Below are 14,658 nucleotides of genomic sequence, written 5' to 3' on the forward strand. Positions count from 1 at the left end.
GCGGATTCTAACAGGAATCCTGCCCGCACCAAACCGGCGGAACCGGAAATTCGTGGTATTTATCAGAGACTGAAAAACTACTTATCGCCGGTTGTCACAAGGCTGTTAAGGCCGAATGCCTTATCAAGCTCGGCCTTGGCTCTGGCAGCATCATCCTTGTTAACAAAGGGGCCGCTGAATACCCTGGTCAGAGAGGTGTCACCGCGGGACACCTGCTGAAGGTGAGCGCCATACCCCATTTCCAATACTTTGTCGCGAAGCCGCTGCGCGTTGTCGGCGTTGCCGAAACTGCCCAGCTGCACCACCCAGGCTCCCGCCAGGGATCCACTGAACTCGGCCTTGTCGGCGATTTCCGCATCGCCAACCAGCACCCGCTTTACCGCCTCCTCCGGTTTGGCGGCCTCGGGCTCGGATACTATAGCCTTTTCAGGCTCTTCCGCCCGATTTTGGGGTTCTTCGGCAGGCTCTTCGATAATCCGGTAGCCACTACCGGCGCGTTCTGTTTCCGATGGTTCGGTGGCCACAGGCGGCGTGGCTATCGGTTCACCGGACTGATCCGGCAAGTCCACTTCCGGAAAAGGAGGCTCTTCGGGAATGGTAATCGCCGTGGACTCACGCCTGGAGTGCGGCTCGTCGAAGATCATGGGTACAAAAATCACCGCCAGTGATACCAGTACCAATGCCCCGATAATCCGCTGTTTCAGTCCATCCACCTGACAAAACTCCCGTTAAGCATGCTCAAAAACCCGATACTAACGGGCTCCCAACCATAACTCAAAGCCCCGCCAGACCCATGGACAAACTTTAAGGCTGAAAAAGCTGACGTGCCTCGGCTACAGTAAAGAATGACCCGAACACAATAATAACGTCTTCCGGGGCCGCTTGCGCCAAAGCGGCCGACACCGCATCCGGCACGGAATCGAAAGACCGAACCGGCTTCGCGGAAAGGACTGCTCCGGCCCGCTGCTCCAGCGCTCCCTGGCTCAGCCCGCGGGGCACGGATAGCCCACCCAGATACCAGTCATCGACCGTCGTAATCATGGCGCTGAGTACACCCTCAATGTCCTTGTCCATCAAGGCACCGTACACCGCATGTACCCTTTGCCCCTGCCCTTTGAAGACCGCAAGTTTGCCTGCCAGCCATCGCGCAGCGTGGGGATTGTGCCCTACGTCGGCGATCACAGCGGGCTTTGACTGCAACCTTTCGAACCTTGCGGGCAGGGACAGGCCGGCCAGGCATTCCTCAATCACATCACGGCCCAACCCGGGTTCCAATGCGCGACTGACAACCACAGCCGCGGCCAGGCTTTGTATGGGGAGGGGATCTGCGGGCAAGGCCAACTGCACGCCATCCACTGTCAGCGTTACTGCGTCTGCTCCGCGGCACTCAAGGGAATAATCACGGCCGGTCAGCCTGAGCGCAACCTTCTGGGCGCTGGCTTGCTGCAATACCGATGCCGGAGGTTCAGGGTCCGCGCATACCGCAAAAATACCCGGGCGGAGAATTCCAGCCTTTTCAAAACCGATCACCTCCCGGTTATCGCCCAGAAAGCCGATATGGTCGATGTCGACAGAGGTGATTACCGCCACATCCGGATCCAGAACGTTGACTGCATCAAGACGGCCGCCAAGACCCACCTCGAGAATCCAGTCCTCGACACCGGCATTCTCAAAAGCAACAAATGCGGCGAGGGTACCGAATTCAAAATAGGTTAATGAAACTCCCCCTCGGGCTGATTCGACCCGCTCAAACGCGGTTACCAGCTCGCCATCGGAAATCTCACGCCCGGCCAGGCGCACCCGCTCGTTGTAGCGAACAAGATGGGGTGACGTATAGGCTCCGACCGTGCGCCCTGCCGCCAGAAGCAGCGCTTCAATCGCTGCAACGGTGGTTCCTTTACCATTGGTACCTGCCACCGTCGTGATGCGGGCCCGGGGTTTACGGGGAAACAGTCGCCTGAGCACCAACAGCACACGATCCAGGCCCAGGTCGATCTCGGTGGGATGAATGGCCTCAAGCCAGTGAAGCCACTCATCAACCGTAGCTCCCCTCGCCGGAGCCTGGCCAAGCGCCTCGGAATCAGGCTTCATCTGGTTCATCAACACCCGGTTTTTCCGTCACTTCAAATTCGATGGGCGCTTCTGTTCCCGGCTTTTCCTGAGCCGTAAACTTGGCCAGCAGGTGCGCAATACGTTCGCGCATCTGATGCCGGTGCAAGATCATATCGATTGCCCCATGCTCCAGCAGGAATTCACTGCGCTGGAACCCCTCAGGAAGCTTTTCCCGCACCGTCTGCTCGATCACCCGCGGGCCAGCAAAGCCGATCAGCGCGAAGGGCTCGGCAATGTTCAAATCGCCAAGCATCGCCAGACTTGCAGAAACACCGCCAAACACCGGATCGGTCATCACCGAAACATAGGGAATACCTTCCTGCTTCATGCGCTCCAGCACGGCCGCTGTCTTCGACATCTGCATCAAAGACAGAATCGCTTCCTGCATACGGGCACCGCCACTGGCCGAAAAGCATACCAGCGGAATCCGGTGTTCCAGGGCAACGTTGGCTGCCTGGACAAATTTTTCGCCCACCACCTGCCCCATGGAACCGCCAAGGAAGTTGAACTCAAATGCACAGGCCACCAGAGGCACGCCAAGGGTAGTACCCCGCATGGCGACCAGCGCATCTTTTTCGCCGGTTGCCTTTTGGGCTGCGGCAAGGCGGTCTTTGTAACGCTTGCTATCCTTAAACTTGAGGCGATCCGAAGGCTCCAGGTGGTTGGCAATCTCTTCCCGATCCTCGGTGTCGAGGAAAATTTCGAGGCGCCGCCTGGCTGATACCCTCAGGTGGTGGTTGCACTTGGGACATACATCCAGATTTTTTTCGAGCTCAGGCTTGTACAGAAAAGCACTGCATTTCGGGCACTTTTTCCAGAGACCTTCCGGTACTCCGGTACGTTGCCGTGATTCCGAGCGGATTTTGCTCGGCATGATCTTGTCCAGCCAGTTACTCATGCTTTCATCCTGTCCTTTGGCGCCTGGAAACGACCGGCTTACTGAGCCAGACTATCCAGCGCTTTGCGCATAGGGTTCAAAAGATCCGTCAAGGCCTGATGCAGCGCTTTTGGATCGGTCTGATGTCGGGCTATTGTATCGACCAGCACGCTGCCAACAATTACACCATCGGATACTCTGCCGACAGCGGCGGCAGTTTCCGCATCCCGGATACCGAAGCCCACACCAACCGGCAAAGCGGTCAATTCATGTACGTGAGCGACTTTTCTGGCGACTTCATCCACATCAATACTGGCTGAGCCGGTCACACCCTTGATAGAAACATAGTACACATAGCCGGAAGAGTGCTCACTGATCGCCCGGATACGCTCGTCGGTTGTGGTTGGCGCCAACAAAAAGATCGGGTCCAGATTTCGTGCTGCAAACAAAGGCGCCACTTCATCAGCTTCTTCCGGCGGCAGATCCACCGTCAGAATACCGTCAATGCCCGCATCGGCAGCGGCATCGGCAAACGTTTCGTAGCCCATGGCTTCCATGGGATTCAGATACCCCATCAGAACGACCGGCGTTTCGGTATCGGTTTCCCTGAACTCCTTGACCATGGCAATCACCCGGCGCAAAGAGGTACCGTGCTTCAAAGCGCGCTCACACGCCAACTGGATAACGGGACCGTCGGCCATGGGGTCTGAAAACGGAACGCCTAACTCAATGATATCGGAACCCGCAGCCACCAGCGCATGCATCAGCGCAACGGTCTCATCGGGGTGGGGGTCGCCAGCGGTCACAAACGGGATAAGCGCCTTGCGCCCCTGGCTTTTCAACGCCTTTAAAACACCTTCAATTCGGCTCATGCCTGCTTCCCTCAGATCTCGATTCCGTCAAGTTGCGCGATAGTATGAATGTCTTTATCACCGCGCCCGGACACGTTAATTACCAGCACCTGATCCTTATCCATGGTTGCTGCCAGTTTCAGGCCATAGGCAACGGCATGAGCGCTTTCCAGGGCAGGCATAATACCCTCAATCCGGGTGAGTTTACGGAAGCCATCCAGCGCCTCCTCATCCGTAACAGACACGTAATTAGCCCGGCCAATATCTTTCAACCAGGCATGCTCGGGCCCGACCCCCGGGTAATCCAGACCGGCACTAACCGAATGGGTGCCAGCAATCTGCCCGTTCTCGTCTTCCATCAAATAGGTTCTGTTACCGTGCAGAACACCGGGACGTCCAGCGCATAAGGGTGCAGCATGCTGACCCGAGTCGATGCCCAGACCACCCGCTTCGACACCGTAAAGTTGAACTGACTCGTCCCCCAAAAAAGGATAAAACATACCGATTGCGTTGGAACCACCGCCCACACAGGCGACCAGGGCATCCGGTAATCTGCCTGCCTGGGCCACTGATTGCTCGCGCAGTTCGCGACCGATCACCGACTGAAAATCACGAACCAGCAAAGGATAAGGGTGAGGCCCGGCTACGGTACCGATGATATAGAAGGTATCATCGACGTTGGCGACCCAGTCGCGCATCGCATCGTTCATCGCATCTTTGAGGGTCTTGGTGCCACTTTCAACCGAATGCACCGTCGCCCCCAGAAGTTTCATACGGTAAACGTTCAGCGACTGACGCTTGACGTCTTCGGAGCCCATGAAAACGTGGCACTCCAGCCCCAGGCGCGCGCACACAGTCGCAGTGGCAACACCATGCTGCCCGGCACCGGTTTCAGCGATAACCCGCTTCTTGCCCAGAAAGCTGGCCAACAAGGCCTGGCCAATGGTGTTGTTTACTTTGTGAGCACCGGTGTGATTCAAATCTTCGCGCTTCAGCCAGATCTGTGCCCCGCCCGCCTCACGGGTCAGCCGTTCTGCAAAATACAGCGGGCTCGGGCGCCCCACATAGTCTGCCAGATCTTTGTCAAATGTCGCCTGAAACTCCGGATCCTCCTTGAGGCGCAGATATTCACGCTCAAGCGTCATCAGGGAGTCCATCAGGGTTTCAGAGACAAAGCGCCCGCCGAAGGCGCCAAAATGGCCCCGGGAATCAGGCAGCGCCTTCAACATATCCTCAGTCAGTTTTACAGACACGATTAACCTCTTTGAAAAATTGAGACAATTTGGTGGCGTCTTTTTTACCTTTGTATTCTTCCACTCCGCCGCTGACATCCACAGCCCAGGGGCGAACCTGCTCAATTGCGCTTGCTACGTTGGCCGACGATAAGCCGCCCGCCAGTATCAGCGGCATCGGGCGCTTTTCCGGTATCAGGCTCCAGTTGAAGGAGTGCCCGGTACCGCCATATTTTCGCGGGTCCCAGGCGTCCACCAGAAGCCCGGATGCCTGATGGTAATCAGAAAACGCCTGCTCTATCTGCCCCGCCTCACGCACGCGCACCGCCTTGATCCAACGGCGGCGAAACGATTGGCAAAATGCCGGTTTTTCATCTCCATGGAACTGCAACAAATCCAGAGGCACCTCGGCCAGCAACCGCTGCACGTAGTCCGGATCAGGATTTACAAACAGCCCGGTCACACTGACAAACGCGGGTATCCTCCGGCTCAGGGCGACTGCCTGATCAATGGATACCGACCGTGGACTATCAGCAAAGAATACCAGCCCAATGGCATCGGCACCGCTTGCCACGGCCGCATCGACATCGGCTTCCACCGTTAACCCACAAATTTTTACCCGCACCGTCATGGCTGCGACCGCTCCTGTTTCGGGTGTATGTGAGTAGGCTCAATGGGCGCATTTTGAGCGTCATCAAACCAGGCGTTAACAAATGCCGGACCACAGGACGCCTTTGGCACTCCGAAACCAGAGGGATAACCCACATCCACCAGGTACAAACCGTCTGGCGGCGCTGTCACGCCTGCCCGCTTCCGATCCCGGCCCGCCAGAATACCACTTATCCAGCTCTCCGGCTGCTGCCCGTTACCAACCGCCATTAAGGCACCGGCAATGTTGCGAACCATATGATGCAGAAACGCATTGGCCTGCACATCAATTACGACGAAATTACCGTGGCGGGTTACTGCAATCTGCTCAAGAAAGCGAACAGGTGTTCGTGACTGGCAGCCAGCTGCCCGGAATGCCGAAAAATCATGCTCGCCGACCAAAGCCTGGGCAGCTCTGTGCATACGGAGCTCGTCAAGCGGGCGGAAGGTCCAGCTTACCTGACCCCGCTGAATACCCGGGCGCACCGGGTGGTTGAATATGACATACCGGTAGCGCCTGTAGACAGCTGAGAAGCGGGCATGAAAGTCCCCCTCACCCATGCCGGCCCAATGCACAGAGATATCCGCTGGCAAGGCGGTATTCATCCCCATCACCCAGGAACGCCGGTTACGAATGGCCGAGGTGTCGAAGTGGGCCACCTGAAAACTGGCGTGCACTCCGGCATCGGTTCGCCCGGCGCACACCAGGTTCACAGGCTGGTCTGCCACTCTGCTGGCGGCTTTGGCAAGCTCACCTTCAACCGAACGGACACCGCTCTTCTGATATTGCCAGCCATGGAAGGCCTGCCCGTCGTATTCAAAAATGATAACAACACGCCCGTTGCCAATGGCGTTGTCTGTAGTCAGGGGTTGTGGTGTAAGAAACAAGAGCAGACCCGGTCTTTAAACGCAGAAAACGCAAACGCCGGCCAACTGGCCGGCGTTTGCCGCTGATGATCCGATTATAACGAATCAGGAAAGATTTTTAAGAAGCTCCTTGGCTTCCGCCTTCTGCTCCTCTGTTCCTTCCAGCGCAACCTCTTCCAGAATGTCGCGCGCACCATCGCCATCACCCATCTCGATGTAGGCTCTGGCCAGATCAAGTTTGGTCGCCGCTTCGTCGGTTCCTGCCAGGAAGTCGAAGTCGTCATCCTCACCCAAATCATTTTCGTCTATGTCGGCAACCGTTTCACTCTGCTCCAAACCGGCATCAAGTGCATCGGATGCAACAGGAACAGCGTCGTCCTCAAGATCCGCCTCAGGTGTCTCGTCTTCAGAAAGCTCCGCTTCCTCTGCGAGCGTTTCAGGATTCTGCTGTTCTTGGCGACTCTCATCCGGATCTATATCCGCGAGGGCTTCCTCCAGGTTCAGTTCATCATCAAGAGACGGCTGATCACCAGCGCCCGATACAGGTTCTGCAAATTCTGAAAACTCTTCCATCAAGGCCAGATCTTCATCTGAAACGTCTAACTCCAAATCATCCAGGTCGGACTCATCCATATCCAGCTCACCTGTGAGCTTTTCCTCGTCTGCGACCTTGTCCAGCTCGGCATCCAGCTCGTCGAGGAAAGACTCGTCAAGACTGTCATCGAGTTCTGCGTCGAACTCCTCAGCCAGTTCGATCTCCTCAGCGCCATCCCCGGTGTCGGCAGCACTTGACGCCAAACCGGTGTCCGGCAGGTCATCTTCCAGATCAGAGGAGTCGAGCGACTTGTCATCACCCTCCGCCAGAGAAACATCCTCAAATGCAGATTCGAACTCCAGATCAAGATCCAGTTCATCGTCAGGATCTTTCGCCTTCTGTTTGTCCAGTTCCTCATCCAACTCCAGAGATGCAAAGTCCGTTTCGGATGGCAGCTCATCAGCCGATTCCGACACGTCTTCGTCCGCCTTCTGGTCGAGCACAGACAGGTCATACTCAATCAGATCGTCCCGGCTGTCTTTATCGGCCTCGACATCAGATGCCAGTTCACCGAACTCATTTTCATCGTTTTCCGGAGCCGTCGCTTCAAACTCATCGACTTGCAGTTCATCGGAAACCATCGGATCAGCATCGGCAAGGTTCCCGCCTCTGCTCTCGTCATCAAGATCCGGGCTACTGCCAAACGACCCCGTACGCAACTGGGATTCCAGGTCGTCAATGCTGGGCATGGCCTCGGCTTCCGCCAGCTTCTCGCGCAGGATATCCGCTTGCGCCAGGGCATCTTCATCTTCAAGAGCGGCAATTTCCTGATGCTGCTTCTCAAACGCGCCCCGATCCTGACTCTCGGCGTATACCGCGAGCAACTTCAGGCGCAGATCTGCCCGGCTTGGTTCTCGGGAAATTGCTGCCTCAAGAACCTGACTTGCCTGCTCCCATTGCCCATAAGCAATGTAGGTGTCCGCCTCGGCCAATACATCGCCCTCTCCGGCGCTTTGCTCTTCACCATCATCAAGGTTCAGGTCAAAGGAGTCCTTATCATCGCCATCATCACTGTTCAGTTGTTCGTAAAACTCTTTTTCCCGGCTCGCATTGCGGCGGGCGACCAGCAGCAACAACAGCAGCAACAACACGAGACCGCCGCCAAGCGCAATCTGGTACATCGGATTGTTGAGGATGCCGTCAATGATATTCCCCGGGAAGGCCTTTTCCGGCGAGACTACCGGCGGCTGTGCAGGTGCAGGCTCCGCCTTTGGCGGAGTAGCAGGCTCTTCAGCCAATTCCGAAGCAGCCGACTCGTCGCCTGCCTGCTCTATAGCGGCTTCTGGCTCGGGCGTTGCCGCTGCGGCACCAGCCTCATCAGACACAACTTCCGGTTCAACACTCTCGCCATCGGCAGGCGTCAGCTCTTCTTCAGATGGCTGTTGCCCGTCGTTCCCGATCTCAGGCCCGGCATCCGAGGCTGTCGTTACCTCAGCATCGAGCTCTTCAGCCGTTTCTACTGTTGAACCTGAACTCTCACCAACCGGGCCACCCGGGGCGTCACCGGAAACTTCCGTGCCATCCTCAGCGGCCTCTGCCGACAGACCCTGAAGATCCGCCAACTGACTGTTCTTGAGCTCCAGCAAGCGCTGCAATGTCTCAACCTGATCCTGAAGATCCTCAACGCGGGTATTCAGGTCTTCATTCGCACGCCGTGCCGCCTCCAGCTCTTCCATGGCCATGGCCGAACCTGCGTCTGCCCCTCCTGGTAAATCACCGTCCCCACCGGCAGAGCCACCTTCTTCTGATGTGCGGGTATCGGCCTCATCGGCAACCAGCAAACGTAACTCATCTCCGCCTGCTGCTGTTCCGGCGCCAGCACCCCCAGCCGAAGCGGTGTCGGTTGCATCAACAGCACGCGGCGACTGGAATTCCTGATTCTGGCGGGCGACGATCTGATTCGCTTCCGCACGGCTGCGATCACTGATCTGTTCGATCGATGGAATGCGCAATATTTCGCCGCGCTTGAGGCGGTTGATATTGCCACCGATAAACGCACCGGGGTTGAGATCCTGCAGAGCCAGCATGACTTGCTGCATGGAGACAGAATCGTTCGGGCGCACTTGTTGAGCAATTGTCCACAAGGTATCGGAAGAACCTGTAGGCCCGAACGTACCGGCAGAAGCACCCCGACCGGTTGAACCCTGAACGGTTTCCTGGCGGCGAATAGACTCTGACGACCGGGCGGAACCGGCCGCTGACTGGCGAGCCACCGCCGGCGCACTTATCTGCTCCTGAATGCCGGACTCTTCGGCATAAACAGGAGGATCAACCAGAACCGCGTATTCACGCATCAACCGGCCATTGGGCCAGGTCAGTTCTAGCAGAAAATTGAGATAGGGCTCCCGCACCGGTTCCCGGGACGACACGCTGATCGACAGGTTGCCATCGGCTCCCGTCACAACCTCAAAACGTAACTGGCTCAGAAACTGGTGGCGCTCCAGACCCACGCGCTGATACGCGGCTTCCGGTGCCACATTGACGAACACCTCACCGGGATCGACGCCACGACTCTGATTTAATGATATGTCTGCATCCAGGGGCTCATTCAGCCAGGACTGGAGCTCAATCTCTCCCAACCCCAAGGCCTGAGCCATTCCAGAGCCGAGCCCTCCCGCCAGCGCCAGGGCAACCGCAAGCTTGCGTACCTTCATGCTTTTTCCTTTCCAGTCTCCGTTATTCGTTACTGCTGTCTATCAACAGAATCGGATGAGGTTGGATGACTTTCGCCTGAATATTTCTCATTCTTCTTTTTTTAGCAGTAATACCGCTCGGTTGGGCAAGTATTGTTGATATAACCCGTTTAATCAATGAATCAGACGGATTCCTTGCACCATTTTTTGATCTGTCTGGCGGAACTTGTTAGATGCACTGAAAATAACAGGGGCGGACACTGAAATCAGCCTCCGCCCCTGACCGGCAGTCAAAAAACCGGACGCAGTTGGCATTAATTGCCTCTGCGTAACATTTCTTAACGCTCCTGAAGGATCCGGAGCATCCGGCGCAACGGCTCTGCCGCTCCCCAGAGCAACTGATCACCAACCGTGAACGCAGAAATGTACTCCGGCCCCATCGCGAGTTTGCGAATACGGCCAATCGGTACACTCAGGGTTCCGGTCACCTTGGCCGGTGTCAGTTCCTGCATTGTGGCATCCCGATCATTCGGAACCACTTTCACCCAGTCGTTTGCCTTGGCAAGAATGCTCTCGATCTCGGCAACCGACAGATCCTTTTTCAGCTTGATGGTCAAAGCCTGACTGTGGGAGCGCATGGCGCCAATCCGCACACAGATGCCATCAATCGGAATCGGGTTACCGGAACGACCAAGGATTTTATTGGTCTCAACCCCGGCTTTCCATTCTTCTTTGCTCATGCCGTTATCGAGCTGCTTGTCGATAAACGGAATCAGGCTGCCAGCCAGCGGCACACCAAAGTGTTCCGTGGGAAAGTCACCGGAGCGCATGGTTTCGGTTACCTTCTGGTCGATATCCAGAATGGCCGAAAAGGGATCAGCCAACTCAGATGCAACGCTTTCATTGAGTGCGCCCATCTGCTCCAGAAGCTCACGCATATTCTTGGCGCCAGACCCGGAAGCGGCCTGGTATGTCATGGGCGTAACCCACTCCACCAGATCTTCCTGCAGCAGGCCGCCCAGGGCCAGCATCATCAGGCTTACCGTGCAGTTGCCGCCAATGTAGTCCTTCACGCCCTTTTCGAGGGCTGCGTCGATAACATTGCGGTTCACCGGATCCAGCACAATCACTGAATGGTCCGCCATTCTCAGCGTAGAGGCTGCATCAATCCAGTAACCCTGCCAACCGGTGTCGCGCAGCTTCTGGTAAACCTCGGAGGTGTAGTCACCACCCTGACAGGTAAGCACCACATCCATGCTCTTGAGAATGTCGATATCAAACGCGTCCTGCAAAGGCGGAACGTCTTCCTTGCCAACATCCGGTGCCGGTTTTCCCGCCTGGGAAGTGGTAAAAAACACCGGCTCTATGTCGGCGAAATCGTTTTCTTCGCGCATGCGCTGCATCAGGACCGAGCCTACCATGCCGCGCCAACCTACAAGTCCAACTCGTTTCATGTGCCAGGACTTCCAACTCTATGCCCGCCCGCTGCCGTTATCGCTGACAAGGACGGGATGGATGATCCCGCAGTGGCTGCATCCCGCCACTGTCGGGTCGTTAATATCTGAAGCCGATGACTGTTACAGGGCCGCCAGAACGGCCTCACCCATTTCCCGGGTCGACACCTGCGTGCCACCTTCCGCCATAATGTCGGCGGTGCGCAGCCCCTGATCCAGCACCTTGCTGACCGCAGCCTCAATGGCCTGGGCCGCCTTTTCTTCATTCAGACTGTAGCGCAACATCATCGCCGCGCTGAGAATGGTGGCCAGCGGATTCGCGATACCCTTGCCAGCGATATCCGGGGCGGAACCGTGACAGGGCTCGTACATACCCTGCTTGTCTGCATTCAGGGAGGCCGACGGCAACATGCCAATGGAGCCTGTCAGCATCGCAGCTTCGTCAGACAGAATATCACCAAACATATTGCCAGTCACAATCACATCGAACTGTTTCGGCGCACGAACCAGTTGCATTGCGGCGTTATCCACGTACATATGGGAGAGCTCGACATCGGGATATTCCCGCTTGAGGTCTTCCATGATTTCACGCCAGAGCACGGTCACTTCCAGCACGTTCGCCTTGTCGACAGAGCACAGTTTCTTACCACGCTGCTGTGCGGCTTCGAAGGCCACACGGCCGATACGGCGGATTTCAGACTCGGTGTACTGATAGGTGTTGTAGCCTTGGCGCTCACCGCTCTCAAGCTGACGAACACCCCGCGGCTGCCCGAAGTAAATCCCGCCGGTGAGCTCGCGAACGATCAGGATATCCAGCCCCGAAACCACCTCCGGCTTGAGGGAAGACGCAGAAGCCAGTTGCGGATACAGAATGGCCGGACGCAGGTTCCCGAACAGCTCCAGATTGGAGCGCAACCCCAACAGACCCTTTTCCGGGCGCTTCGCCATAGGCAGGCTGTCCCACTGGGGGCCACCCACGGCACCAAGTAGAATCGCATCGGCTTCACGCGCCTTGCTCAGAGTAGTTTCCGGCAGCGGTGTATCCTCGGCATCGATCGCGGCACCGCCCACCAGTGCCTTGTCAAAGCTCAGGCCAAGGCTGAACTGTTCATTGATCTTGTTCAGCACCTTCTCGGCTTCTGCGACAATTTCCGGCCCGATTCCATCACCGGGCAACAACAATACATTACGGGGCATAGTCAGTTTCCTTGTCTTTTCAGTTTCCAGCGTTAAACAGCCAGGGTGCCGATGAGCGACGCGCATCTTCATAGGCGCGAATGGTATCCGCATCCTCCAGGGTCACGCCAATGTCGTCCAGACCATTGAGCAGGCAGTGACGGCGGAAATCGTCCACCTCAAAACTGAAAGATTGACCGGACGGCGTGGTTACGGTTTTGGCTTCCAGGTCAACACTCAGCTCATAGCCGCTTTCAGCCTCTGTCTCACGGAACAGCTGATCAACAATTTCTTCTTCAAGAACAATGGGTAACAAGCCATTCTTAAAGCAGTTGTTGTAAAAAATATCGGCATAGCTGGGAGCAATGACCACCCGGAAACCAAAGTCATCCAGCGCCCAGGGGGCATGCTCGCGGCTGGAGCCACAGCCAAAATTGCGGCGAGCCAGCAGAATGCTCGAACTCTTGTAGCGCTCCTGGTTCAGCATGAAATCCGGATTGATTGGACGCTGGGAGCAATCCTGATCTGGTTTGCCTTCGTCCAGGTAACGCAGCTCATCAAACAGATTCGGCCCGAAGCCGGTGCGCTTGATGGATTTCAGAAACTGCTTGGGAATAATCATGTCCGTGTCCACATTGGAACGGTCCATGGGGGCAACAATACCCTTGTGTTGCGTAAATGCGCGCATGGTCTCTCTCCTGTGGATCAGTTCAGCAAGTCACGAACATCAACGAAATGGCCGGTCACCGCCGCTGCGGCTGCCATCGCCGGGCTGACCAGGTGAGTGCGCCCACCAAAGCCCTGACGGCCTTCAAAGTTACGGTTCGACGTAGACGCACAATGCTCACCCTGGCCCAGTTTGTCGGCATTCATCGCCAGACACATGGAGCAACCGGGATCACGCCACTCCAGGCCTGCTTCGACGAAAACCTTGTCCAGGCCTTCCTGCTCGGCCTGAGCCTTAACCAGCCCGGAACCCGGCACCACCATCGCCTGCTTCAGGCTGGCTGCCACTTTACGGCCTTTCACCACCGCCGCCGCCTCGCGCAAATCTTCAATCCGGCTGTTGGTGCAAGAGCCAATGAACACCCGGTCGAGCTTGATATCCGTAATCTTCTGATTTGGCGCCAGACCCATATACTTCAGCGCACGAACAATGCCCTCACGCTTGATCGGATCGTCTTCCTGCTCGGGATCCGGCACATTGCCGTCCACACCAACCACCATTTCCGGAGAAGTTCCCCAGCTCACCTGGGGCTGAATGGCACTGCCGTCCAGTTCGACCACCTTGTCGAACTCGGCATCGTCATCGCTGTGCAGGGTGCGCCAGTATGCTACGGCCTTGTCCCAGGTTTCGCCTTTAGGTGAAAACGGACGACCTTTCACATAATCGATGGTGGTGTCATCAACCGCCACCATACCCACCCGGGCACCTGCCTCGATGGACATATTGCAGATGGTCATCCGCCCTTCCATGCTCAGGCCACGAATGGCCTCACCGCCAAACTCGATGGCATAACCGGTACCGCCCGCAGTGCCAATCTTGCCAATAATCGCGAGCACAACATCTTTACCGGTCACGCCAGGCCCGAGCTTGCCATTCACCTTCACCAGCATGTTCTTCATTTTCTTCTGAACCAGACACTGAGTGGCCAGAACATGCTCGACTTCCGAGGTACCGATGCCGTGGGCCAGACAACCGAAAGCGCCATGGGTAGAGGTATGGGAATCACCACACACAATGCTCATACCCGGCAAGGTGGCACCCTGCTCCGGCCCGATCACATGCACAATGCCCTGGCGCTGATCCTTGATCTTGAATTCAAGAATGCCAAACTCGTCGCAGTTCTTGTCGAGTGTTTCCACCTGGGTACGGGATACCGGATCGACGATTCCATCGATGCCCTTATCGCGATCCGTCGTTGGCACGTTGTGGTCCGGCGTGGCGAGGTTGGCATCGATACGCCAGGGCTTACGCCCTGCCAACCGAAGGCCTTCAAAGGCCTGGGGTGAAGTCACTTCGTGCAGTAATTGACGATCAATATAAATCAACGCGGAACCATCATCCCGCTGCTTGACCAGGTGGTCGTCCCACAACTTGTCGTATAAGGTCTTGCCCGCCATGATTCTCTCTCACTTTCCGGGGGTTTCTGTTTTTGCTTTAGCTGAGCTCATCATACTCCCTTCGGTTAAATAACCTCAATTCATGTTTT

At 56.5% G+C, this 14,658-nt stretch carries 12 protein-coding genes; all 12 read right to left on the bottom strand.

What is annotated here, in order from left to right; translation table 11 throughout:
* Positions 1-77: 77 nt before the first annotated feature.
* A complete protein-coding gene (locus C7H09_RS17290; protein WP_106765054.1) occupies positions 78-713 on the bottom strand; it encodes an SPOR domain-containing protein in 636 nt (211 codons plus the stop codon).
* Between the two features lie 91 nt (positions 714-804).
* The gene (gene folC / locus C7H09_RS17295; protein ID WP_106765056.1) at positions 805-2,100 is read right to left on the bottom strand and encodes a bifunctional tetrahydrofolate synthase/dihydrofolate synthase; all 1,296 of its coding nucleotides are present in this window, start codon (positions 2,098-2,100) and stop codon (positions 805-807) included.
* Positions 2,081-3,010 carry an acetyl-CoA carboxylase, carboxyltransferase subunit beta gene (gene accD / locus C7H09_RS17300; protein ID WP_106765058.1) on the bottom strand — a complete coding sequence of 310 codons (930 nt, stop codon included), beginning with the start codon at positions 3,008-3,010 and terminating at the stop codon, positions 2,081-2,083. Before accD ends, folC begins: the two co-directional genes overlap by 20 nt.
* A gap of 38 nt (positions 3,011-3,048) precedes the next feature.
* Positions 3,049-3,861 (bottom strand): tryptophan synthase subunit alpha, encoded by an 813-nt coding sequence (trpA, locus tag C7H09_RS17305; RefSeq protein ID WP_106765060.1) that lies wholly within the window; start codon positions 3,859-3,861, stop codon positions 3,049-3,051.
* An 11-nt stretch (positions 3,862-3,872) separates the two neighbouring features.
* On the bottom strand, positions 3,873-5,081 hold the full coding sequence (trpB, locus tag C7H09_RS17310; protein WP_206074358.1) for a tryptophan synthase subunit beta: 1,209 nt from the start codon (positions 5,079-5,081) through the stop codon (positions 3,873-3,875).
* Positions 5,074-5,703 (bottom strand): phosphoribosylanthranilate isomerase, encoded by a 630-nt coding sequence (locus tag C7H09_RS17315; RefSeq protein WP_106765064.1) that lies wholly within the window; start codon positions 5,701-5,703, stop codon positions 5,074-5,076. The genes trpB and C7H09_RS17315 overlap by 8 nt, the downstream gene beginning before the upstream one ends.
* Positions 5,700-6,608, bottom strand: coding sequence for a tRNA pseudouridine(38-40) synthase TruA (gene truA, locus C7H09_RS17320; RefSeq protein WP_106765066.1), 909 nt, complete (start codon positions 6,606-6,608; stop codon positions 5,700-5,702). The genes C7H09_RS17315 and truA overlap by 4 nt, the downstream gene beginning before the upstream one ends.
* A gap of 84 nt (positions 6,609-6,692) precedes the next feature.
* Entirely contained in the window at positions 6,693-9,836 is a 3,144-nt protein-coding gene (locus C7H09_RS17325) for a FimV/HubP family polar landmark protein (protein ID WP_106765068.1), read from the bottom strand.
* 317 nt (positions 9,837-10,153) lie between these two features.
* Positions 10,154-11,269 (bottom strand): aspartate-semialdehyde dehydrogenase, encoded by a 1,116-nt coding sequence (gene asd / locus C7H09_RS17330; protein WP_106765070.1) that lies wholly within the window; start codon positions 11,267-11,269, stop codon positions 10,154-10,156.
* A gap of 123 nt (positions 11,270-11,392) precedes the next feature.
* Positions 11,393-12,466 (bottom strand): 3-isopropylmalate dehydrogenase, encoded by a 1,074-nt coding sequence (leuB, locus tag C7H09_RS17335; protein ID WP_106765072.1) that lies wholly within the window; start codon positions 12,464-12,466, stop codon positions 11,393-11,395.
* A gap of 19 nt (positions 12,467-12,485) precedes the next feature.
* Complete coding sequence (leuD, locus tag C7H09_RS17340; protein WP_106765074.1) at positions 12,486-13,133, bottom strand: 3-isopropylmalate dehydratase small subunit; 648 nt, start codon at positions 13,131-13,133, stop codon at positions 12,486-12,488.
* 17 nt (positions 13,134-13,150) lie between these two features.
* A complete protein-coding gene (gene leuC, locus C7H09_RS17345) occupies positions 13,151-14,569 on the bottom strand; it encodes a 3-isopropylmalate dehydratase large subunit (RefSeq protein ID WP_106765076.1) in 1,419 nt (472 codons plus the stop codon).
* Positions 14,570-14,658: the final 89 nt, after the last annotated feature.

This window comes from Marinobacter fuscus, assembly GCF_003007675.1.
Classification (GTDB): domain Bacteria; phylum Pseudomonadota; class Gammaproteobacteria; order Pseudomonadales; family Oleiphilaceae; genus Marinobacter; species Marinobacter fuscus.